This window comes from Rothia sp. LK2588 (assembly GCF_040946465.1).
Classification (GTDB): domain Bacteria; phylum Actinomycetota; class Actinomycetes; order Actinomycetales; family Micrococcaceae; genus Rothia.
Genome location: NZ_JAYWLS010000001.1, coordinates 481,565 through 503,217, shown reverse-complemented (window position 1 = coordinate 503,217; position 21,653 = coordinate 481,565). Strand labels below are relative to the sequence as shown.

Genomic DNA, 21,653 nt, shown 5'->3' with positions numbered 1-21,653 from the left:
GTTCAACGCCGCAAAGGCGCTGCACATATCACTAATAAATTTGGGCTAATTCTAACTGAGGCTAGTTGCTGGAGGCGGTCACGCGAACTCGTAGATCCTCTGCCGGAGGCGTCCAGACAGCGGGATCCGCCTGAACCTGCTCTCCGCTGCGGATATCTTTGACCTCGTGGCTGAGAGAGCCATCTTCGCCGACGTGGCTAAACCACACAAAGGGTATCCCACGCTTCTCAGCGTACTTAATCTGTTTGCCGAACTTGGCGGCAGTTGCTGAGACCTCGCAAGCAACACCTCGCTCACGGAGCTGCTGCGCGACGTCCTGAGCGTCGGCCCACATATCATCGTTGGTCAATGCAATGAAGACTGCAGTGGGCACCTTACGGGAGGCCGTGGCCATCTGTTCGGAAATAATGCGAGAGACGAGGCGGGTCACACCGATCGACAGGCCCACACCGGGGAAGGTGCGCTTGCCGTTCGACGCCAACGATTCATAGCGTCCACCGGAACAGATAGAACCGAGCTTTTCGTGACCCACGAGAACGGTTTCGTACACGGTGCCGGTGTAGTAGTCGAGTCCGCGTGCGATGGAAAGATCGGCGATCACCCGGCCCGGGGCTCGGCGGGACGCCTGGCCCACAACCTCTTCAAGCTCGGCAAGACCTTCGTCTAGCAATTCGTGCTCAACCCCCAGGGCACGCACTTGTTGAACGAACGAGATATCTTCAGTGCGAATAGCAGCCAATTTCAGAGCCGCTTCTGCTTGCTCGGCTGTGGCTCCTACTTCGTCTTGCAAGAGGCGCGAGACTTCATTCGCGCCAATTTTTTCGAGCTTGTCGATATTACGCAGAACCCCGGCGGTATCGTTGAGGCCCAGTCCGAGGTAGAAGCCTTCTGAAAGCTTGCGGTTATTCAGTCGTAGCTTGAAATCACCGATCTTCAGGCGCGACAGCGCGTCGACCACGACAAGCGCGAGCTCAGCGTCATAGCGGAAGGGCAATGCACCATCACCCACGACATCGACGTCTGCCTGGGTGAACTCGCGGAAGCGACCGTCCTGCGGCCGCTCCCCTCGCCAGACCTTCTGCATCTGATAGCGCATGAAGGGGAAGTTCAGATAACCGGCGTTTTCAACCACGTAGCGAGCAAATGGCACGGTCAGATCGAAGTGGAGCGCTAGCTTCTCTTTATCTTTCTTAGAGCGACCCTGCGGTTCGTCCTCATCAAGCAGGCGGGAGATTCCATAGACCTCTTTGTCGATTTCACCCTTGCGAAGCAACTGTTCGACAGTTTCTACTGAGCGGGTTTCAATCGGTGAAAATCCGTGGAGTTCAAAGGTCTCGCGCAACGTGTCGAGTACATGATTCTCGATGAGGCGTTCTTCAGGAAGTAGCTCCGGGAAACCTGAAAGTGAAGCCTTGCGAGCCATCTTTCTCCTCTGATCGTGGGGTATAAATATAGTCCTTACAAGACTACTCTGTTGTGTACTCTTAGCCCAAGACGGCCCCTCTTGTCTAAATTTCTTCTCTCATAAGAGTGATGCGCTTTACACGATAAGCGATTTAGGGGACAATAGAACGTGTGTTGTTGATCCCGCCCTCGTGAGAGGCCGGGAAATTAGAGGACTTTTGTCCCCCAGATGCAGGACAATCCCCCAAGAGGTTCTGTATCAGCTGAAGATCCGTCGGCGCGCTGACCCTAAGAGCGCTCCGACGGATCTGTTCTTTAACGGGTCAGTGGCGGTGTGCCCCCTCAATAAACCAATATTGCCTCTCCCCTAACCCACCAGATATTCTAGAGACGCGTTACAACGATCTCGCGACCCATGAGACGCATGGGTACAGCTCGTATGTAGCGATTTTTCTTCATTTAACGCGGGAATATCCCCCCTTGAGCGAAAGAGTTATAGCGGTGAACACACAATCCGACGACACATCGGTCAACCTCGACGAGGCACGTAAGTTCGGCCGAGTCTCCGAAGACGGTCACGTTTTTGTCATCGTAGAAGGCGAAGAATACGCCGTAGGACAGTTGCCCAATGCCAGCGAGGACGAAGCACTGGCCTATTTTGCACGCAAATTCGACAATGTAGACGCGCAGGTCTCCCTCTTAGAGGCGCGAGTTGCCAACGGCGCACCCGCCGCTGATCTGCAGAAGTCGGTAGAGCAACTGGGCGCACAGGTTGCTAACCGCAATATGGTCGGTGATTACGCGAGCCTTCAGTCCCGTCTCGTAGCTATCACCGAGCAGATTGCCACTTTGGCCGAGAACGAAAAGCAACAACAGTCTCAAGCCCGCGAACAGGCCATAGCCGCTCGCGAAAAGATCGTTGCCGAAGCAGAGACCATCGCAGCTCAGGATCCTGAAAAGACCCACTGGAAGAATTCACACGCGCGGATGAACCAGCTCTTTGATGAGTGGAAAGCAACGCAGCGTGAGCACCACCTGCCCAAGACTATTGAAGATGAGTTGTGGAAACGCTACCGTGCTGCACGCACCACCTTCGATAAGCATCGCAAGGCCCACTTCTCCTCCCTGGACGAGGCCAATGCCAAGGCCAAGCGCGTCAAAGAAGCCTTGATCGCTGAAGCCGAAGCACTCTCCTCTTCGACCGACTGGGGCGTCACCGCTGGTAAATACCGTGACCTCATGGATAAGTGGAAGGCTGCCCCGCGCGGTTCTCGCCGTGAGGACGACGCTCTGTGGGCGCGCTTCCGCGCAGCGCAAGACGTTTTCTTTGATGCTCGTAGCGCCGCCAACGCAGAGATTGACAAAGAATTTGAAGCGAACCTGGCTGTCAAAGAACAGCTTCTTGAAGAAGCCCGCGCAATTTTACCGGTGACCAACGTCAAGGAGGCTAAGGCTAAGCTTGAGCCCATCCTGGATCGCTGGGACGCTGCCGGCAAGGTTCCCCGTAACCAAGTTCGTCGCGTTGAGGGCGAGCTGAAGAAGATTCAGGATGCAATCTCTAACGCGGAGAACGCGAAGTGGTCGAAGTCTAACCCTGAAAAGAAGGCCCGCGCGAATTCCATGCTCACTCAGCTGGAAGATTCCATCGCAGGTCTCGAGGCAGATCTCGCCAAGGCGCAATCCTCCGGCAATGAGCGCGCCATCGCCAAAGCCCAGGAAGCCCTCGACGCCCGTCGCCAGTGGTTGGAGACCCTGAAGGCCTCCTCGGCTGATCTGAACGCTTAATATTTCAGTAAAAAACGACTGAAGTACTGAAGATCCCGCAGAGTTATCCACAGATACCTCTGCGGGATCTCTTTTGCACTTAAAGCGCTGATCAGCCAAGAGACAATGATGAGCATGAAGAACTCACATCTCTCGCTTCTGGATTTACTCCCCTATCCGCTCAACCCACCTACCGGGCCGGGTGAACCGCAGTTGATGGGGCAAACGTCCGTCTCTCCACCAGCAACCGTGAGAAAACGGGCAACCATCGTGGAACAGATCGAGCAGGAACACCGCGCCGCACGGCTCTACGGTGAGCAGCTCATCAACCTGCGACCCTTGAATCTAACGCCCACAGAGACTCAGGCGATCGTGGCCGATCATCGGCTTCAACACGTCTGTTTAGAGCAATACGTCATGCCGCAAGTGACCGTCACCCCGATGTTACGTGCGGTCGCCTTGAGCCGGCACGTTCGAGCTCAGTACCGGCGACGCGGACGGATCTCCCGGCACAGCGCCGCATGGATCTGGGGTTACGCCTCCGAGCTGACGCTACCCATCCATCTCGATTTTGACCGGCAGCTTCGCCTCAATATGTCTCGTGCCCGTTTTGAAGATATCCAAGTGCATCAGGTGCGAACTATCCCCTACGATTCCTTACCGTTGGCAGAACTGAACATCACCACACCGTCACGGACCGCGCTGGATCTCTTACTCTTCGAACCGTCCTCGGACGAGCTCTTGAGCGCCATCATCTCCGACCCGGCCAGTGACTGTACGCTACGTTCCTTGCGGCGGGCTCTAGATAACACCAAATACGTGAAACATCGTGATGCGATTGAAGAGAGGTTATTCGGGCTGGCCGCAAGGCCTAAGAACAAGAGTTAATCCTCGAGAGGCTTAGCGCCCGTCAACCGGTAGACCTTATAGACGCCTTCGACATTTTTCATCACGCGTAAGAGGTGATCCAACATATACCTGTCCCGCAGCTCCAGCGTGAAGCGGTTGATCGCAAAACGATCGGCGTTGGTCAGCACGCGAGCGTCGACAATGTTGGTCTGATTCTCGGCGATCACCTTGACCAGATCCATGAGCAGTGACTTTCTGTCCAGACCCTCGGCTTGAATGATGACTCGGTACAGGGCGTTGGAAGATTGCGCCCAGCGTACCTCAGTCTTGCGAGGCTCCGTGTCGATAGAGCGCATATTGGGGCAGTCTGTACGGTGCACCGAAATTCCGCGGGATCGAGTAACAATGCCGACGATCTCATCGGGTGGAACGGGGGTGCAACACTTAGCGATGTGGGTCAGTACGCCTTCGGCTCCGGGGACGATGACACCGGTGTCGCTGACGGTTCGGTGGGAGGAGAACATGTCCTCGTCGAACTCGGTGGTGTCGCTACTGGGGAGGTCGTCCTCATCGCCATAGTAAACCTTGACGAAGGCGTCGATGACCTCTTGTGCTTTGATCTCGTTTTCGCCAATGGCGTGGTAAAGCGATGCTCCGTCGTTCTTATGGAACTCGTGAGCCACCTGCATCAGTAGGTTAGGTGTGAGCATCTTGGTCAGCGGCAACTCATGGTTGCGCATGGCGCGGGTAAGGACGTCCCGGCCTTTGTCGATGGCCTCGAGACGGCGTCCCTTAGCGAAATACTGGCGAATCTTGGTACGCGCCTTCGACGACCGAACGAACTTGAGCCAGTCTTCGCTGGGCCCCTGGTTTTCATCGCGAGTCGTGAGGATCTCAACGACGTCCCCGGAATCCAGGATCGAATGTAACGGCACCAACCGGCCGTTCACCTTGGCTCCAATCGTTTTATCGCCCACTTCGGAGTGAATGCTGTAAGCGAAATCAACTGGAGTCGCTTCAGACGGAAGGGTGATGGGTTGCCCCTGAGGCGTTAGCACCACGATCTCGTCACCGGCCAATGATTCTGCCAGCAATTCGTAGAATTTATCCGACTCGGGATTGGAGCTAGAAATCTCTGCAATATGTTCCAGCACGCCCATATTCGACGCTGATTGTGACTGCTGAGAGGACTTCTCGGCGGTTGCGCCAGATACCACTTCACCGCGAGATGCAGCCTTATAGCGCCAGTGAGCTGCCACGCCATACTCCGCCTCTTCGTGCATTTTGAAGGTGCGAATCTGAATTTCCAGCGGCAGATTTCCTGGACCGTGAACGGTCAGGTGCAAGGATTGATAGTGGTTGTTCTTAGGGGACTTGATGTAATCCTTGAAGCGGTTTGGCATCGTCGTCCAGAGGCTCATGACGTGACCCAAAACTGCGTAACAGGTGTCTTCTTCCTCCACCATGATGCGCACCGCGAGAATATCGTTGATGTCGTCGAAACTCTTCGACTTCGTCATCATCTTCTGATGAATGGAGTAGTAGTGCTTGGGGCGGCCCGTTACCGACGCTTCGATGCCCACTTTCTGAAGGCGTTCTTCAATAGCCGTTTTCGCTTCACCCAGATACTTCTCGAGCTGAGGTGTTCTCTCCCCTACCATCCGCACGATCTCACGGTAGATATCGGGAGACATCGCGGCGAACGACAGATCTTCAAGCTCCCACTTGATGGTGTTCAAACCGAGTCGATGAGCCAGCGGAGCGTAGATCTTCAGGGTTTCTTCTGCCTTTTTGGCTGCAGATTCAGCCTGGACGAAACGCCAGGTGCGAGCGTTATGCAGACGGTCGGCGAGTTTGATGAGTAGCACGCGAATGTCTTTGCTCATCGACAACACCAGTTTGCGGATGGTCTCGATGGGGGCGTTCTCGCCGTACTCCACTTTGTCTAGTTTGGTAACGCCATCAACCAGATAGGCAACTTCTTCGCCAAATTCTGCAGCCAGTTGCTCTCGCGTGTACTCGGTATCTTCGACAGTGTCGTGGAGCAAACCGGCGACGAGCACGGGGCCGGTGGCGCCGATCTCAGCGAGGATGGTGGTCACCGCTACAGGGTGGGTGATATAAGGATCCCCGCTCTTGCGTTTCTGCCCTTGGTGATACTTATTAGCCACCTGAAAGGCCCGCTGGATAACCTCGAGGTCTTCATCGGGATGGAATTTACGCACAGTTCGAATGACCGGCGCCAGCACCGGGGAGAAACGAAGCTGTTTCATCTCTCGGCTGGGATATTCCCTGCCAAAGACCAGGCGAGTTGGCACTCGTTCGGAGGCAGCCATGACGCGGTGAGAACCGCGGACCGACCGGCTGGGTAAATTCCTCAGGATCTTATCCGTGACGATCTTTTCTTCGGGATGTTCCGACTTGTCCATGACTATCGTTCCCTTCGCCTGTGTGAATGGGTTCATTGTATATCCGCTGAGAGCCGCGCAAAAACCAAACGGCTGGAACACCGTCAAGGTGTTCCAGCCGTTGTGTCTATCTCTGGGATAGCAGTGGATGATCAGCTAGTTGTCAAAGGAAATATTATTCACGGAGACTGAAACGCTGCCGTGCGAACCACCTGCTCGCCCAACCCCGCGCTCGAGTTGCTGTTCTTCCTCCGCATCAGGGGCGCGTCCTGCACGGACGTCCTCCACCAGAGAACTGTGGTCACGGATCTTCTTCTCCCCCAGACGCAACACGGCGTACAGCGGGGCAGAGACGAACAGGGTGCCCAAAGTGCCGACGATGATACCGACGAAGAGAGACAGCGACAGGTCCCGGAGAGTACCAGCGCCCAAGATGAAGGCACCGATGAAGAGAATCGCACCGACCGGGAGCACGCCGACCACCGAGGTATTGATTGAACGAACGAGGGTCTGATTCACGGCCAGATTGATCTGTTCGCCATAGGTAGAATCGCGCCGCGAAAAGATATTTTGGGTATTCTCACGGATCTTATCGAAGACCACCACAGAGTCATATAGCGAATAACTCAAAATGGTCAGGAATCCGATAATCGCACTTGGTGTGATCTCAAAACCCACCAGCGCATAGATACCAACGGTGACCACCACAGTGAACACCAGACCGGCGATCGCTGCCAAAGACATCTTCCAGGTTCTGAAGTACAGCGCCATGCCGATCAACGCCAACACGACGAAAGCCACCAAACCGTATAGGGCTTGACGAGTGACGTCCGCTCCCCAGGTGGGGCCGACATACGACGAGGTGACGTCGTTTTCGGTCACGCCATATGCCTTCTGCAACGCGCCCTTGACGGCAAGAGTCTGATCGTCGCTGAGCTGATTCATTTGGGCGCGCACGGTATTGGGTGCAATGTTGGTCACCCGCACATCGGTGGCCTCGGGCGCGTTTTGCGTCACCGCGTCCTTACCCAAGTTAATATCCGTATTTGAGGTATCCGAGACGGTGAATTCTGATCCGCCGCGGAACTCGATGCCGAGATTGAATCCGCCCTTGATCACGGGCACAGCAAGCGAGAGCGCGATGAGAAGTGACGCGATAGCAAGCCATAGCTTACGACGACCTACGAATCGATAGGAACGCTTACCCGTGTGCAGGTCGTTACCAAATTTTGCCAGTGCATTTGCCATGGGTTATGCCTCCCGTGCCGGGTTGTCCTGCGGGACCGCGGCGGACTCAGTGGGGTGTTGTTCCAAACGTTGCTTGCGTCGCCGCTCCGCCAAGGAAAGACCGTCTGAATCTTCCGGAGTGCGGATACGGCCTGCTCCGCGATACAGCGGCACGGCATCCAGAGCTTCCGGATCGAGACCGGAATGGCGGCGTCCTTCACCAAAGTAACGGGTACGCGCCAACAAGGTGAGGATCGGATGGGTGAAGAGGAACACCACGATCAGGTCGGCGATGGCGGTCAGGCCCAAGGTGAAGGCAAAGCCTCGCACGGATCCCACCGACACGATGTACAGCACCACCGCTGCCAACAGGTTCACGGCCTTGGATGCCAGGATCGTCTTCTTCGCCGACGCCCAACCGTGATCCACCGCGGCCGGGATCGTACGCCCGGTGCGGATCTCATCGCGAATACGTTCGAAGTAGACGATAAAAGAGTCAGCGGTTTGACCCACCGCCACGATCAAGCCGGCGATACCGGCCAGCGAGAGACGATAGTTCATCGACCACCCCAGCAACACGATGGCCAGGTACGAGATGATGCCGGCGATAATCAGCGAGGCGATCGTCACGAAACCGAGCAGGCGGTATTGGAAAAGCGAGTAGATAAAGACCAACGCCAGGCCGATCAAGCCAGCGATCAACCCCATCTTCAGCTGGTTAGCGCCCAAGGTAGCCGAGATCTGTTGTTCAGATTGAATCTTGAAGGTGATCGGCAAGGCGCCGTATTTGAGCTGATCAGCGAGAGCCTTGGCAGATTGTTCGTCGAACTGGCCGGTAATCTGCGGTTTGCCGTCGGAGATGACGGCCTGCGCCACGGGCGAAGACAGGACGTCGCCGTCAAGCATGATGGCGAAACGGGCGCGGGCGTCCTGCGGGTTCTTGCCGTTAATAGCAAAAAGTCGCTCAGTGACCTTCTTGAACTTTTCGGTGGCAGAGGGGTTGAACTCAATGTTTACACCCCACTGGCCGGTAGAAACACCGGTGGAGTTGGTGACCTGGGTGTGGCTCGCAGTGGTGATGTCGGTGCCGTTGATTTCGACCGGTCCCAAAATGTACTTCTCGGAGCCGTCCTTAGCGCAGGCCACCACCGGTTTGTTGGGGTCCTGGGTGTCCCCCTGAGGTGACTTGCCAGAGCTACAATCGGTCTTCTCAAACTCACGCCATAGTTTGGCATCGATCCAGTTCATGTCAGAACCGTCTGCGGGCTTTGCATCGGGTTTGGGAAGCTCTTTTTCAGGGAGAGCTTGTTCCTTGGTGACGGTCTGGGGTTGTGCGGCCACCAAGACGGATCGGAAATCCATTTGAGCCGATGCCTGAATGAGTTCGCGCGTCTTCTGGTCAATGTTTCCGGGAACCGAGACCACCACGTTCTTTCCCGACTGGGTAGTCACTTCGGCCTCGGCTACGCCCGAACCATCAACTCGCTGCCGGATGATCTCCACGGCTTGGTTCAATTGTTCTTCGTTGACGGAGTCGGTCTTCGCTCCGTTGACCGAAGGCGCCAGGATCATTTGCGTTCCACCTGACAGGTCTAGAGCCAGCTTGGCGCCCCACCCTCCCCCGGCGTACGTGCTACCAAAGACTCCTGCGCCCAGAGCCAAGATGAGTACCACCATGGCAATGAGGGCGCTTTTTGATTTAGCTAGTCGGCTACGCTGTGCCATACTGCCCCTTTTTTCGATTAACGCGTACAGGGTGTACCGCAAGCTGCGATACACCCTGGAACGTGGTGGTTAGTTAGAACCGTGTGAGCGGTGATCGTCTTCGTGGACTGAGCCCTCAGTAGAGTCAATGAGCTGCTCGTCTTCTACTGTGTGGGGCCGGGAATGATCCTGGTCCGAGCCGGAGGCGATTTCAGCTTCATCGACGACGGTCGTGACGGTCTGCAGGTGAACCTTCATGTTGACGCTGGGGGCGGTTTCAATGATGGCGTAGTTATCAGCTGTATTGACTTCGACGATGGTGCCGAACAGCCCAAAGTTGGTCATTACCTTGGTGCCGGGGCCCATGGATTCTTGGCGTGCCTTCAGTTCTGCCTGCATTTTCTTCTGGCGCCGTGCAGGAACAATAAAGAGAAAGATGATGGCCGCCAGCATCACCAAGATCATGAGCAGATTTCCACCGCCGGCAGCGCCAGCTTCGGCTGCTTGAAGATTCTCGGCGAGCAAGGAGGAATGAGTATTCAGCATGGGTACCTTTGATAGGGTTCACAATGTTCTGCACACTATGGTAATTCACCATACTGAGTTAACCTCGGGAAGATACCGCAGTTAAGGTGCCATTTCCGGCGGTTCCAAGCCGAGGTGCTCCCAAGCTGCAGGTAGAGCAACACGACCGCGTGGCGTCCTGCCTACCAGGCCTTCGCGCACGAGGTAAGGTTCAGCTACTGTCTCGACAGTTTCTACTTCTTCTCCGACGGCGATGGCAAGCGTTGAGAGACCCACCGGGCCTCCTCCAAATTTATGGATCAGAGACTCCAGAACAGCGCGGTCCAAACGGTCTAGTCCCCGGGAGTCTACCTCATACATGTCGAGGGCAGCGGCTGCTTCATGGGCATCAATATAGTCGACGCTATGGACCAGCGCCCAGTCGCGGACTCGGCGCAACAACCGGTTTGCGATACGCGGGGTGCCCCGGGACCGTGATGCGATCTCAGCGTAACCAGCCGGGCTGATATTCATTTCCATCAACCCCGCAGAACGGCGCAAGACGAGTTCTAATTCCTCGGTGCTGTAGAACTCGAGGTGACCGGTGAATCCGAAGCGGTCTCGCAACGGTCCTGGCAAAAGGCCAGCTCGAGTAGTGGCACCGACCAAGGTAAAGGGCGGTAATTCCAATGGAATAGACGTGGCTCCGGCACCCTTGCCGACCACGATGTCGACTCGGAAGTCTTCCATGGCCATGTACAGCATCTCTTCGGCAGGACGAGACATGCGGTGAATCTCGTCGAGGAAAAGCACCTCGCCCGGGGTGAGCGACGAAAGAATCGCCGCAAGATCTCCGGAATGTTGGATAGCGGGGCCTGAGGTAATGCGCAGTGGGGCGTCCATCTCCGCGGCAATAATCATCGAGAGCGTCGTTTTGCCCAGACCGGGAGGACCAGAAAGTAAAACATGGTCTGCACTGCGGCCGCGAAGTTTAGATGCCTCAAGAAGAAGAGAAAGTTGCTGACGCACTCTTTTCTGGCCCACAAAATCGTCCAGGGCCTTAGGCCGCAGGGCGGCCTCAATCATTTTTTCTTCGGGTTCTTCTTCCATGGCGACCAGGCGTTGACCGGGAATGAATCCAGGCCCGCCCTGAGCTTGGGGGTCAAACTCGGGAGGCTGAGCTGTCATCTGGTGGAGTTCCTCGATTTCAGGGGTCTAGGGTGTTGCGCTAGTGGCGGGTATTGCTGTTCTGAGAACCAAGTGTGGCGAGAACAGACTTCAACGCCTGAGCCACGCCCAGCGTCTCGGATTGCGGCTGTGACTCGATGTATGAATTGACGGCTGCCGCAGCATCTTTCTCGTTCCAACCCAAGCCCATCAATGCGTCCAGGACCTGGGGTTTCCAGGGTACCTCGTTGGACAGCGGGAGCTCATCGGAGGTTGAGGAATCGGCCAAGATGAGCTTGCCGGCCAGCTCGAGAACGATGCGTCGAGCCCCCTTGGGGCCAATTCCCGGGACCTTGGAAAATGCTTTGTCATCTCCGGTAGCCACGGCTTTCTCGATGTCCCGAGCCGTATGTACTCCCAGCACCGCCAGCGCTATGCGGGGGCCGATACCCGAGACCGACAACAGCAGGTCAAAGACCTCACGCTCCGCCGGCTCAGAGAAGCCGTAGAGGGTCATGGAGTCTTCGCGAACGATCATGGTCGTAAGAATTGTGGTGCTCTCACCGGTGCGCAACGTTGCCAAGGTGCAGGCAGGGGCATTCACCTGCAAGCCGATCCCGTGAACGTCGATGATCAGGTGGTTGAGTCCGATGTGGCTAACAATGCCGGTGAGGGAGCTAATCATGATCCTAGCCTATTCGAAAATATGTTCTAACGCCACTTTTTGGGGGTGCGTGCCGCTTGCGCCTGAGCGTTGTGCCACGCCCGTTGCGCCGGAGTGAGATTGTTTGCGACCTTGCGCGGTCGAGAGCCCTGGTGTGTTTGCACACCGGCACCCATATCAATGCGTGCCCCGGCGGTTCCTCCGCGCCAACCGTGACAGATGGCAATGGCCAGGGCGTCGGCTGCGTCCGCGGGTTTGGGCATGGTGTCCAACCCGAGGATACGGGTAATCATCCGACCCACGGACGCCTTGTCCGCGCGTCCCGATCCGGTGACGGCGGCCTTGACTTCGGAGGGGGTATGAAAGTACACGGGGACGTGCCGGGCGGCCGCAGCGGCGATGACCACCCCGGATGCGTGGGCAGTGCCGATGACGGTATTGACCTGTTCCTGAGCAAAGATGCGTTCGATGGCCAGCGCATCCGGTTGAAAGGTGTCCAGCCAGGCCTCGGCGGTACGCATGATCTTAAGGATGCGTTGGTCAAGTGGTTCGGCGGCAGCCGTTCCTGCAATGCCCACGTATTGGAAATGGGCTTTGCGGTCGGGTGTCATGTCGATCAGGCCGAATCCACACCGGGTGAGTCCGGGGTCAACTCCTAGAATGCGGGCAGCGCCCGAAACTCGCGGAATAGGGTGCAGTTTCGGGCGCTGATCGGCAGACGGTGTAGTGTTCAGGGGTTTAGTCCTGTTCAAGTTCCGCCATGACGCTGTCGTTGATGTCGGCGTTGGAGTAGACGTTCTGAACGTCGTCGAGTTCTTCAATGGCATCGGCAAGTTTGAGGAACTTGCGCGCGCCCTCGGCGTCGAGGTCTACCTGCATGGTGGGACGGAATACGGGATCGTCGTTGTTGTATTCCAGTTCGGCTTCGTCGAGTGCCTTGCGGATGGCGGGCAACTCTTTGGCGTCGGTCACCACGGTGAAGACGTCACCGTCGTCGATGACTTCCTCGGCGCCAGCGTCGAGGACAGCCATGAGAACGTCATCTTCGGTGAGGCCGTCGGTCTTGGTAACTTCGGCGACGCCCTTGCGCTCGAACATGAAGGCCACAGAACCGGCGTCTGCCATGGTGCCGCCGTTGCGGGTAACAGCGGTGCGGACGTCGGCGGCCGCGCGGTTGCGGTTATCGGTAAGGCACTCGATGTACAGAGCGGTGCCCTGCGGGCCGCGTGCTTCGTACATAATCTCGGTGTAATCGACGGTCTCACCGGTGAGGCCGGCTCCGCGCTTAATAGCGCGATCGATGTTGTCGTTAGGCACCGAGTTTTTCTTTGCCTTGGATACGGCCAGGTCGAGGGCCGGGTTACCTGCGGTGTCGGGGCCTCCCATGCGGGCAGCTACTTCAATGCCCTTGATGTACTTGGCGAAAGCCTTGGCGCGCTTAGCGTCGATTGCGGCTTTTTTGTGTTTGGTGGTGGCCCATTTGGAGTGACCCGACATGAAGTCTCCTTAGGTGGTTGGTAGGCGCCCTGCGGGCGCGTGACGTATCTCAGCTGGCTTCTATTGTAACGGTTTCACCGGTGGCGTTCTTAGCGCGGGCGTGACATCGCGACTGCCCGGGCTTTCTCCACGAGTGAGTCGTCGATGCTTGCCGGGGTGAAGCTACCGTATTTTTTCTCGGCCGCAGTGCGGATGAGGTAGTCCGAAATGGCGGGGTTTTTGGGCAATAAAGACCCGTGAAGATAGGTACCGATCACGTTGTGAACGCGAGCGCCTTCGTGGTTCTCTTCGAGGTTGTTGCCTTCGCCGCTGGTGACGGTGGCGAGGGGTTGGGTGCCTTCGCCGAGGGTGGTGAGTCCTGAGTGGTTTTCGTATCCGACGATGGTTCCGAATTCTGGGGATTCTTCGACGATGTTTCCGATGAGGCGTTCTGCTCCTCCGACGGTGCGAGCGTTGAAGATGCCGATGCCGGGGAGGGTTTCGCCGCCGATGGTGACGAATTCGTTGCCGAAGAGTTGGTAGAGGCCGCAGATGACGAGCATGGGGGTGCCGTCTTGGGCCATGGTGTTGAGGGTGGGGCCGATGTGGTGGAGGTCTTCTTGGATGATGGTTTGTCCGGAGTCTTGTCCTCCGCCGCCGAGGATGATGTCGGTTTCGGTGGGGAATGGGTCACCGGGGTTGTAGTCGACGATTTCGGTGGTGAAGCCGTGGGCTTGGGCGCGGCGTGAGAGGGAGAGGGTGTTACCCCAGTCTCCGTAGATGTTCATGTCGCGGGGGTAAAGCTGGGTGATGTGTAGGTGTTTGGTGTTGGTCATTAGGAGATTTCTTCCACGTCGGTGATTTTTGCCAGTTCTTTGCGGATGGCGAGCATGGCGGTGTAGGTGCAGAAGATGCGCATGGGTTTGCCTTCTGAGTTGTTGATGAAGGTGGTGAGCGCTTGGTGGAGGTCTTCGTTGATGTTGTGGACGGGTACGTCGTCGTGGGTGAGGCGGAGGGCCATGTCGTAGGCGCGTACTCCGGAGACCATGTTGACGCCGCCGGGTGCGAGGGTGTGGAAGTCGACGTCCCAGAGCCAGGAGACGTCGCGTCCGTCGGCGTATTGGTCGTTGATGGTGATCATGGTGGCGTAGTCGCGGGCGTCTGCACTGGCGAGGGAGAGTCGGAATCCGGAGGGGTTTTTGACGAGGAGGAGTTGGAGGGTTTGGTTGTTGATGTGGAGGGTTTCTCCGCGTCCGAAGGCGGGGGTGACGTGGGCGAGTTCGTTGATGAGGGCGGGGAGGTTGGCTTTGTCTCCCATGATGTTGAGGGTGAGGGCCATGGCGGCTGCGGCGTTGTAGATGTTGTAGATGCCGTAGAGGTTGATGGTGCCGGTGTGGTCTTGACCGTTGATGGTGAAGGTGGCCTGGGTGCCGTTGAAGTCTTTGAGGGTGACGGTGGCGGGGGGTGTGGGTGGTGTGGTGGGGGTGGGTTGGGGTGTTCCGCCTGCTTCTTGGGTGTCTTTGGTGCGGAGGTCGTCGTCGGAGGGGAACATGCGGCGTAGGTGGTCGGAGAGGCCGAAGTATTCTACGCGGGTAGTGCTTTGTGCGTTGTTGGCGAGGCTGCGGATGCGGGGGTCTTCGCGGTTGAGTGTGATGGTGTCGGTGGTGGCTGCTGCGACGGTGGCGAGCATGCGGCGGGTGGTGTCGATTTCGCCGAATCGGTCGAGTTGGTCGCGGAGGACGTTGAGGAGGAGTGCGTGGTTGGGGTGGACGTTTTTGACGAAGTGTACGGCGTGGGCTTCGTCGAGTTCGAGGACGGCGATGTCTGCGTCGAGTTTGCCGTTGAGTTTCATTTCGCCCAGTAGTGCTGCTGCGACGCCGCGAACGAAGTTGGATCCGGTGCGGTTGGTGAAGACTTTGAGGCCTTGGGATTGGAGGAGTTGCACGACCATTTTGGTGGTGGTGGTTTTTCCGTTGGTGCCTGAGACGACGACGACGCCTTGGGGTAGTTTGGCGAGTTCTTCGGCGACGAATTGTGGGTGGAGTTTTTCCATGACGAGGCCGGGGAATGCGGATCCTCCGCCGCGGAGTTTGGTGGCGTAGCGTACGCCTTGGCCGATGAGTCGTGTGAGGGGTCTAGACATGGTTTTGATTGTAGCGGTTTTTGGGTGTGGGTGGTGGTTTAGGGGGTGTATCCGCCGGTGAGGGTGGCTGCGGGTTGGTGGGGTTGGGTTTTGGCGAGTTGTTGGACGACTTTGGCGGAGCGTATTCCGGATGCGCAGTAGAAGAGGGGTGTGGTGTCGGCGGGGAGATTGGGGAAGATCTCGGTGAGGGTATGGCCGGTGGTGATGAGGTGGATGAGGTCGTTGTGGGGGTGGTGTGCTTGGTCTGGGTAGTGGCCGGTGGCGCGTTCTTCGGGTTGGCGGACGTCGATGAGGTAGTAGTCGTTGGGGTGGTTGAGGGCGGTTTCGCGGCTGATTTCGTGGAGGGGTTCTTCGGTTTGTGTGTGGTGGGCGGCGGTGATTTCGACTGCGGTGGTGGTCAGTGGTGTGGGGGTTCGAGTGGGGTCGGGGGTGATGGTGAGGGTTGTGGTGTGGTGGGTGCGGGCGTCGTACATCCAGAGGGTGCCGAGGAGGGTGTGGGGTGTGCCGGTGATGAGTTTGATGGCTTCGGTGGCTATGAGGGAGCCAATGGTGCCGCAGAGAGAGCCGAGGACGCCGGCGGCGGCGCAGGTGGGGATGGAGTCTGCGGGTGGGATGTCGGGGTAGAGGTCGCGGAGGGTGGGGCCGGTGGTGGTGGTTCCGTCGGTGAGGGTGGGGTGTGCCCAGAAGAGGCTGACTTGGGCGGTGTATTGGCTGATGGTTCCCCAAATGAGTGGGGTGTTGGTGGCTTCGCAGGCGTCGTTGACGATGTAGCGGGTGGCGAAGTTGTCGGAGCCGTCGATGACGAGGTCGTATGCGGTGATGATGTCGGTGGCGTTGTCGGTGGTGAGTTTTTCGGTGTGGGTGTGGATGGTGATGTGGGGGTTGTGTGCGGTGAGGGTGGTGGCGGCGGAGGTAGTTTTGGGCTCCCCTACTGCGGCGTTGGTGTGGATGATTTGGCGTTGGAGGTTGGAGGTGTCAACGGTGTCGTCGTCGATGATGCCGAGGGTGCCGACGCCTGCTGCGGCGAGGTAGAGGAGGGCTGGTGAGCCGAGTCCGCCGGCGCCGATGGAAAGGACGCGGGCGTTGGCGAGGCGGGCTTGGCCGTCGGGGCCGATGCCGGGCAGGGTGAAGTGGCGTGCGTAGCGGGTTTTGTCTTCGCGGGTGAGGTTGGTGGCGGGTTGGGTCAGCGGTGCCAGTTCCATGGTGTTCTCCTGCCCGGTGGTGGGGTTGGTTAGTCGGTGAGGTCGTGTTGTTGGGTGGCGCCGGTGAGGATGCGGCCTTCCATGGGTGAGGAGGCGTGGGCGTGTTCGCGGCGTGGGATGCGTCCGGCGGTGCGTGCGTGGTAGCCGGCTTCGACGGCGAGTTTCATGGCGTGGGCCATGGCGGTGGGGTTGTGGGCGCGGGTGACTGCGGAGGCAAGCAGTACGCCGTCGCAGCCGAGTTCCATGGCTTGGGTGGCTTCGCTGGCGGTGCCGATGCCGGCGTCGAGGATGACGGGCACGGTCAGGGTGTTGGCGATGAGTTCGATGTTGTGGGGGTTGAGGATGCCGAGCCCGGTGCCGATGGGTGCGCCCAGTGGCATGACGGCGGTGGCGCCGGCGTCGGCGAGGTGGCGGGCGGTGATGGGGTCGTCGTTGGTGTACGCGAAGACTTTGAAGCCTTTGGCGGTGAGGGTTTCGCAGGCGTTGAGGAGTTCGTGGGGGTCGGGTAGGAGGGTGATTTCGTCGGCGATGACTTCGAGTTTGACCCAGTCGGTTTCGAGTGCTTCGCGTGCGAGTTCTGCGGTGAGGATGGCGTCGCGGGCGGTGTAGCAGCCGGCAGTGTTGGGCAGGATCTTGATGTTGTTGCGGTTGAGGATGCTGTAGAGGGTGTCGCCGGTGGTGGGTGTGTAGCGGCGCATGGCGACGGTGGTGAGTTCGGTGCCGGAGGCGATGAGGGCTTCTTCGAGGTTGGTCAGTGAGGTGATCCCACCGGTGCCCATGATGAGGCGGGAGGTGAGGGTGACGCCGTCGATGGTGAGCGGTTCGGTGGTGGGGGTGGTCATGGTTAGCCTCCTTGGACGGCGGTGATGATGTCGATGGTTTGCCCGTCGGTGATGGGGGTGGTGGCCCATTGGGAGCGGGGTACGACGGTGCGGTCGAGGGCGGCGGCGATGCCGAGTTTGGTGCCGTCGGTGGCGGTGCCTTCGTGGGTGAGTTCGGTGCCGATGGTGTCTTGGATGAGGTCTTTGAGGGTGGTGTGTTCGGTGGTGTGGGGTGTTCCGTTGAGGGTGATATTCATGGTGTTCCTTTACGGGGTGTGGGTGGTGTTGAAGCGTTGGGGTGCGCAGGCGGTGAGGTCGCGGTGGTCATCGTCGGTGAGGGTGTCTGTGATGAGGTGGGTGACGATTTCTGAGCCGCGGGCTGCCAGGAGGATGCCGTGGCGGAAGTACCCGTTGGAGACGGTGAGGTGTTCGATGGGTTTCTCTCCCCGATGTACGGGGCCGATGAGGGGTAGGTCGTCGGGGGTGCCGGGGCGTGCCCGGGAGATGACTTCGTAGAGTTCGAGTTCGGTGATGGCTGGGATGAGGTCGTGGGCGTCGCGAAGCAGCTGGTAGACCCCGCCGGCGTTGATGCCGGGAAGGCGGTCTTCGCGGGAGGTGGCACCGATGACGAGGGTGTTGTCTTCGCGGGGCACGATGTAAACGGGGTTGCCGCGGACGACCCCGCGGACGGTGGAGGTGAGGAAGGGGCGTTGGTTCTCGGGTATGCGTAGGCGTAGTACGTCCCCGTAGACGGGTCTCAGCGGCAACGTGGAGACCTCGGGGATGCCGTGGAGGTCTGTGGCGCCGAGCCCGTTGGCGATGATGATGTGTTCGGCGGTGGTGGTGCCGGGGTTCCCCGTTTGGTCTCGCCAGGTGACGGCGCGCGCGGTGGGGTGCGGGGCGTCCGCGATCAGGACGCCGGTTGCGGTGACGGGGTGGATCTCGCCGGTGAGGTGGTTGGCGAGGGCGCTGGCGAACCAGCGGGGGTTGATTTGGTGGTCGCCGGTGATTTGGATGGCGCCGGTGAGCCGTGGGGAGAGTACCGGTTCGGTGGTGCGTGCGGCGCGGATGCTGATGGGTGTGGTTTCGAGGCCGAGTTCGCGTTGGTAGTCGGCGAGTTCGGTGAGTGCTTGTTTGTCTGCGGTGTCGTAAGAGCAGACGAGGGTGGGTGTGTCGCGGAGTCCGACGTTCTCCCCTGTGGTGTGTTGGACGTCGGCGGCCAGTTCTGCGTAGAGTTCGGCGGCGCGTTTCATGAGGGGTACGAGGGGTTCTTGGCGGAACTGCACTTCGGAGGCGGGCGCGAGCATGCCGGCGGCGGCGCGGGTGGCTTCGCTGGCGGGTGCGGGGTCGAGTAGTGTGACGGTGCGTCCGGCCCGTTGAAGGCGGAAGGCTGTGGTGAGGCCGATGATGCCGGCGCCGATGATGAGGATGTCGGTGTGCTCTGGTGGGGTGTTGGGCGCGGGTGTAGATTGGTGGATAGCGGCGTCGCTATCGGCTGGGTTGTAGAGGGTAGCGCCCATGGGCAACACTTCCTTTCGGCGGCATGATCCGCATCAAGTTCGACGGTCGGCTTTTCGCCCTCTCAGCCCGCTATGGGGCTCCCGTAGGTTCTCTTCACTATAAACCCGCCCGATCACTGATGGAAAGATTGTAGGGTCTTCGATGACTGAACATGACACGTTGAATGATGGGACTCCCCTAGGTACTGACCGTGCTGGGCAGGAGCCCGCGGTGAGCGGTGGCGTTATGCCCGGTGGTGGTGTGGGCCGGGGGCGTGGGCAGCGGGTGGAGTTGTTGAATGCCGCGCGCCTGTACCTCTGCACGGATTCCCGCGCCGATCGTGGGGACCTTGAGGAGTTTTTGGATGCCGCGTACGCCGGCGGTGTCGACATTATCCAGTTGCGGGATAAGAAGATTTCGGCTGCGGAGGAGATCGCCGCGTTGCTGATCTTGAAGCGGGTGGCTGCCCGTCACGGCAAGCTGTTTGCCGTCAATGACCGCGCCGATATCGCTGCGCTGGTCGGCGCCGACGTCTTCCATGTGGGCCAGGACGATCTCTCCCCCGCCCAGGCGCGCGAACTTTTGGGCCCGGACGTGATCATTGGCCGCTCGACGCATGCCCCCGGGCAGGCCGATGAGGCGATCGATAACCCCGAGGTAGACTACTTCGCCTGCGGGCCCGTGTGGGAGACCCCCACCAAGCCCGGGCGCGCTGCGGCGGGTTTGGGTTACCTGCGCTATGTGGCGGACAAGAAACCCGCCAAACCGTGGTTCGCGATCGGAGGGGTCAACCCCGAGACCTGCCCGCAGGTGCTGGACGCCGGGGCGCACCGGATCGTGGTGGTCCGCGCGATCACCGAGGCGACGGAGTCCCGCCAGGCGGCACAGCGGTTGGTCGCGGCGTTGGCTGGCTAAGCGTTGGGCCCGTCTTCCCCGGGGCGAGGCCGATTTGACCTGTTTGCCTAAAATTGCCCTGTGCAGAATCTTCTCTTCCCCTCCGATCCGACCTCGGCCGCCGATTCCTCCTGTGAGGCGGTCCTCTTTCGCGACCTGAAATGGGTCGACCGCTCCCCCACGGTCGTCATCGAACCGCTACTGAACGGTCAGCCCACCGGGCACCTGCACCGCGTACCGTTGCACCCCGAGGGGTTCATCGGTTTCGACACCCGCACGGATGCCCTGGAACAGGCCGGTCTCACGACCAATCGCTGGTGCTCCGGGTACGCTCAAGCGCTCAGAGAGGAAACCGGGTTCCGTCAGGTTCCCTGCCCCGAGCACGCAACGATTGACAAGGGAAAACAGTGCGCCCGTTGTGCTGCCCGCGACGAGTTTTCCGCCATGCACGGAATCCATCGCGGACTCCCCCTGACCCCCGCCGCGGAGTCATACGCCGCCTTAGAGCATTGGCTGTACATCGCGACCTTCCCCGACGGCACCTCGAAAGTCGGCACCGCCTCGGCCCTCTCGCGTCCTCGACGGCTCGACGAACAGGCCGTAGCGTGCGCGACCTACGTCGCCCATGCGCACAACGGGCGGCAGGTGAGGGTGCTGGAGGATATGGTCTCCGCGGAGGCCCAGCTCGTGCAGGTCAAACAGAACGCGGCGAAATACCGAGCGTGGACGAACCCACTACCCGCTCCGGATTTGAAACGCGCCCACGAACAGGCCGTCTCGCTGGCCACCTGGACGTTACAGGAGGCGGCCCTGTTCGAAGATGCCCTCGACGAGGAACAGATCATTTCCGAGCCCTGGGCCCCGTCGAGACCGATGGCGCGCGCCTACGCCAGCCTGCGCGCCGAGGACCGCGAACCGATCTCGGCCTACCCCACCGTGCTGGACGCCGCCCACGGCTTCCATGTACTCGGTGCGGCGGGCAAGTTTCTGGTTGCGCATTTCGGCGACCCGGACCAGGCGTTTTTGATTAACACCCATGAGTTGCAGAACCGGGCGCTGCTACCCTACGGCCGGTTGACTGAGCCGCCGCAGACGCAGGATTCGCTGTTCTAGCTGGTCACGCCGAAGGCGCGACCATCATCCGCTCCAGCTCAGACAATGCTCGCTAGCGCTCGCATAACTCGCGAGTCGCGAATATTGGCCGCGCCTTCGAATGGTCGGCGAGTCTACGACTGTCCCCGGGTTGATGCGAGCTGGAGCGGATGATCAGTTCGTCAGCTACTCGGCGTTGGTCCAGCCTTCAGAAATTAGGGTGCGGATCTCGTCGAGGGTCTGGGTGACCGTCTTCGTGCCGGCGATGATGGGCAGGAAGTTGGTGTCGCCCGACCAGCGGGGCACCACGTGCTGGTGCAGGTGCGCGGCGATGCCCGCTCCTCCGATCTTTCCCTGGTTCATGCCGATGTTGAACCCGTCGACTCGGCTCACCTGACGGAGCACCTGCATGGATTTCTGGGTGAATTCTGCGATCTCGGCGGTTTCCTCGATCGTGGCGTCGTCGTAGTTGGGGATGTGACGGTACGGGCAGACCAACAGATGCCCAGGGTTGTACGGGTAGAGGTTCAGCACCACGAAGGCGTGCTCGCCCCGGTGCACGATGAGCGATTCCTCGTCGCTACGGCCGGGCCCGGCGCAGAAGGGGCATGTGTTCTCGGAGTAGTCCTTCTGCCCGCCCTTCACGTACGCGCGGCGGTGCGGCGTCCACAACCGCTGGAAGGCGTCCGGCACGCCAGGCAGTTCGAAGTCGTCGGTGGTGTAATCGTCATCGTGAGTGTGTTCGCTCATAACTCCAGTCTAGTCGCCGTGGCGAGACACAGATAACATGAAGCGGACGCCACCCCGAGGTGGGGCGGCGTCCGCTCACGTGGA

General features: G+C 59.3%; 20 protein-coding genes and 1 riboswitch. Of the genes, 4 read left to right on the top strand and 16 right to left on the bottom strand.

The genetic code is table 11. The annotated features are described in order from the left end of the window. Nucleotides 1–61: 61 nt before the first annotated feature. Nucleotides 62–1,423: a histidine--tRNA ligase gene (gene hisS, locus VVR12_RS02395; protein WP_368549508.1), complete on the bottom strand. Its 1,362-nt coding sequence runs from the start codon at nucleotides 1,421–1,423 to the stop codon at nucleotides 62–64. A gap of 482 nt (nucleotides 1,424–1,905) precedes the next feature. Between hisS and VVR12_RS02390 the strand changes: the two genes are divergently transcribed. Both VVR12_RS02390 and VVR12_RS02385 read left to right on the top strand, forming a co-directional pair. Continuing rightward, the gene (locus tag VVR12_RS02390) at nucleotides 1,906–3,189 is read left to right on the top strand and encodes a DUF349 domain-containing protein (RefSeq protein ID WP_368549507.1); all 1,284 of its coding nucleotides are present in this window, start codon (nucleotides 1,906–1,908) and stop codon (nucleotides 3,187–3,189) included. Between the two features lie 108 nt (nucleotides 3,190–3,297). Then, the gene (locus tag VVR12_RS02385) at nucleotides 3,298–4,056 is read left to right on the top strand and encodes a hypothetical protein (RefSeq protein ID WP_368549506.1); all 759 of its coding nucleotides are present in this window, start codon (nucleotides 3,298–3,300) and stop codon (nucleotides 4,054–4,056) included. Here VVR12_RS02385 and VVR12_RS02380 read toward each other — a convergent pair. From VVR12_RS02380 to thiO, 14 genes are all read right to left on the bottom strand, one after another. Further along, nucleotides 4,053–6,446 (bottom strand): bifunctional (p)ppGpp synthetase/guanosine-3',5'-bis(diphosphate) 3'-pyrophosphohydrolase, encoded by a 2,394-nt coding sequence (locus VVR12_RS02380; protein WP_368549505.1) that lies wholly within the window; start codon nucleotides 6,444–6,446, stop codon nucleotides 4,053–4,055. The genes VVR12_RS02385 and VVR12_RS02380 overlap by 4 nt on opposite strands. Nucleotides 6,447–6,581: 135 nt before the next feature. Continuing rightward, a complete protein-coding gene (gene secF / locus VVR12_RS02375; RefSeq protein ID WP_368549504.1) occupies nucleotides 6,582–7,673 on the bottom strand; it encodes a protein translocase subunit SecF in 1,092 nt (363 codons plus the stop codon). A 3-nt stretch (nucleotides 7,674–7,676) separates the two neighbouring features. Continuing rightward, nucleotides 7,677–9,377: a protein translocase subunit SecD gene (gene secD / locus VVR12_RS02370; protein ID WP_368549503.1), complete on the bottom strand. Its 1,701-nt coding sequence runs from the start codon at nucleotides 9,375–9,377 to the stop codon at nucleotides 7,677–7,679. Nucleotides 9,378–9,446: 69 nt separating this feature from the next. Then, nucleotides 9,447–9,902, bottom strand: coding sequence for a preprotein translocase subunit YajC (gene yajC, locus VVR12_RS02365; RefSeq protein ID WP_368549502.1), 456 nt, complete (start codon nucleotides 9,900–9,902; stop codon nucleotides 9,447–9,449). 81 nt (nucleotides 9,903–9,983) lie between these two features. Further along, on the bottom strand, nucleotides 9,984–10,970 hold the full coding sequence (gene ruvB, locus VVR12_RS02360; RefSeq protein ID WP_368549935.1) for a Holliday junction branch migration DNA helicase RuvB: 987 nt from the start codon (nucleotides 10,968–10,970) through the stop codon (nucleotides 9,984–9,986). 118 nt (nucleotides 10,971–11,088) lie between these two features. After that, entirely contained in the window at nucleotides 11,089–11,712 is a 624-nt protein-coding gene (gene ruvA / locus VVR12_RS02355) for a Holliday junction branch migration protein RuvA (RefSeq protein ID WP_368549501.1), read from the bottom strand. A gap of 26 nt (nucleotides 11,713–11,738) precedes the next feature. After that, on the bottom strand, nucleotides 11,739–12,389 hold the full coding sequence (gene ruvC, locus VVR12_RS02350; protein WP_368549934.1) for a crossover junction endodeoxyribonuclease RuvC: 651 nt from the start codon (nucleotides 12,387–12,389) through the stop codon (nucleotides 11,739–11,741). Between the two features lie 40 nt (nucleotides 12,390–12,429). Beyond that, the gene (locus VVR12_RS02345; RefSeq protein WP_368549500.1) at nucleotides 12,430–13,188 is read right to left on the bottom strand and encodes a YebC/PmpR family DNA-binding transcriptional regulator; all 759 of its coding nucleotides are present in this window, start codon (nucleotides 13,186–13,188) and stop codon (nucleotides 12,430–12,432) included. Between the two features lie 89 nt (nucleotides 13,189–13,277). Beyond that, nucleotides 13,278–14,003, bottom strand: a complete 726-nt coding sequence (locus tag VVR12_RS02340) for a type 1 glutamine amidotransferase (protein ID WP_368549499.1) — start codon at nucleotides 14,001–14,003, stop codon at nucleotides 13,278–13,280. Continuing rightward, nucleotides 14,003–15,319: a MurT ligase domain-containing protein gene (locus VVR12_RS02335; RefSeq protein WP_368549933.1), complete on the bottom strand. Its 1,317-nt coding sequence runs from the start codon at nucleotides 15,317–15,319 to the stop codon at nucleotides 14,003–14,005. The genes VVR12_RS02340 and VVR12_RS02335 overlap by 1 nt, the downstream gene beginning before the upstream one ends. Before the next feature lie 29 nt (nucleotides 15,320–15,348). After that, a complete protein-coding gene (locus VVR12_RS02330) occupies nucleotides 15,349–16,512 on the bottom strand; it encodes a ThiF family adenylyltransferase (RefSeq protein WP_368549498.1) in 1,164 nt (387 codons plus the stop codon). A gap of 29 nt (nucleotides 16,513–16,541) precedes the next feature. Then, nucleotides 16,542–17,354 carry a thiazole synthase gene (locus VVR12_RS02325; protein WP_368549497.1) on the bottom strand — a complete coding sequence of 271 codons (813 nt, stop codon included), beginning with the start codon at nucleotides 17,352–17,354 and terminating at the stop codon, nucleotides 16,542–16,544. 2 nt (nucleotides 17,355–17,356) lie between these two features. Further along, the gene (gene thiS / locus VVR12_RS02320; RefSeq protein WP_368549496.1) at nucleotides 17,357–17,590 is read right to left on the bottom strand and encodes a sulfur carrier protein ThiS; all 234 of its coding nucleotides are present in this window, start codon (nucleotides 17,588–17,590) and stop codon (nucleotides 17,357–17,359) included. Between the two features lie 9 nt (nucleotides 17,591–17,599). Next, nucleotides 17,600–18,853 carry a glycine oxidase ThiO gene (gene thiO, locus VVR12_RS02315; protein ID WP_368549495.1) on the bottom strand — a complete coding sequence of 418 codons (1,254 nt, stop codon included), beginning with the start codon at nucleotides 18,851–18,853 and terminating at the stop codon, nucleotides 17,600–17,602. Further along, nucleotides 18,847–18,948: riboswitch (TPP riboswitch) on the bottom strand. (Overlaps the previous gene by 7 nt.) Nucleotides 18,949–19,079: 131 nt before the next feature. On the opposite strand from thiO, the gene thiE reads away from it, so the two are divergent. Beyond that, nucleotides 19,080–19,748, top strand: a complete 669-nt coding sequence (gene thiE / locus VVR12_RS02310; protein ID WP_368549932.1) for a thiamine phosphate synthase — start codon at nucleotides 19,080–19,082, stop codon at nucleotides 19,746–19,748. A 60-nt stretch (nucleotides 19,749–19,808) separates the two neighbouring features. Further along, complete coding sequence (locus VVR12_RS02305; RefSeq protein WP_368549494.1) at nucleotides 19,809–20,840, top strand: hypothetical protein; 1,032 nt, start codon at nucleotides 19,809–19,811, stop codon at nucleotides 20,838–20,840. A 165-nt stretch (nucleotides 20,841–21,005) separates the two neighbouring features. On the opposite strand, the gene VVR12_RS02300 is transcribed toward VVR12_RS02305, so the two are convergent. Next, nucleotides 21,006–21,569, bottom strand: coding sequence for an HIT domain-containing protein (locus VVR12_RS02300; protein WP_368549493.1), 564 nt, complete (start codon nucleotides 21,567–21,569; stop codon nucleotides 21,006–21,008). Nucleotides 21,570–21,653 lie beyond the last annotated feature (84 nt).

Bases quoted from the DNA above. Each gene is read 5' to 3' on its own strand.
- hisS (WP_368549508.1), bottom strand. From the start codon at position 1,423: ATGGCTCGCAAGGCTTCACTTTCAGGTTTCCCGGAGCTACTTCCTGAA.
- VVR12_RS02385 (WP_368549506.1), top strand. From the start codon at position 3,298: ATGAGCATGAAGAACTCACATCTCTCGCTTCTGGATTTACTCCCCTAT.
- VVR12_RS02380 (WP_368549505.1), bottom strand. From the start codon at position 6,446: ATGGACAAGTCGGAACATCCCGAAGAAAAGATCGTCACGGATAAGATC.
- secF (WP_368549504.1), bottom strand. From the start codon at position 7,673: ATGGCAAATGCACTGGCAAAATTTGGTAACGACCTGCACACGGGTAAG.
- secD (WP_368549503.1), bottom strand. From the start codon at position 9,377: ATGGCACAGCGTAGCCGACTAGCTAAATCAAAAAGCGCCCTCATTGCC.
- yajC (WP_368549502.1), bottom strand. From the start codon at position 9,902: ATGCTGAATACTCATTCCTCCTTGCTCGCCGAGAATCTTCAAGCAGCC.
- ruvB (WP_368549935.1), bottom strand. From the start codon at position 10,970: ATGGAAGAAGAACCCGAAGAAAAAATGATTGAGGCCGCCCTGCGGCCT.
- ruvA (WP_368549501.1), bottom strand. From the start codon at position 11,712: ATGATTAGCTCCCTCACCGGCATTGTTAGCCACATCGGACTCAACCAC.
- VVR12_RS02345 (WP_368549500.1), bottom strand. From the start codon at position 13,188: ATGTCGGGTCACTCCAAATGGGCCACCACCAAACACAAAAAAGCCGCA.
- VVR12_RS02340 (WP_368549499.1), bottom strand. From the start codon at position 14,003: ATGACCAACACCAAACACCTACACATCACCCAGCTTTACCCCCGCGAC.
- VVR12_RS02330 (WP_368549498.1), bottom strand. From the start codon at position 16,512: ATGGAACTGGCACCGCTGACCCAACCCGCCACCAACCTCACCCGCGAA.
- VVR12_RS02325 (WP_368549497.1), bottom strand. From the start codon at position 17,354: ATGACCACCCCCACCACCGAACCGCTCACCATCGACGGCGTCACCCTC.
- thiS (WP_368549496.1), bottom strand. From the start codon at position 17,590: ATGAATATCACCCTCAACGGAACACCCCACACCACCGAACACACCACC.
- thiO (WP_368549495.1), bottom strand. From the start codon at position 18,853: ATGGGCGCTACCCTCTACAACCCAGCCGATAGCGACGCCGCTATCCAC.
- thiE (WP_368549932.1), top strand. From the start codon at position 19,080: ATGCCCGGTGGTGGTGTGGGCCGGGGGCGTGGGCAGCGGGTGGAGTTG.
- VVR12_RS02300 (WP_368549493.1), bottom strand. From the start codon at position 21,569: ATGAGCGAACACACTCACGATGACGATTACACCACCGACGACTTCGAA.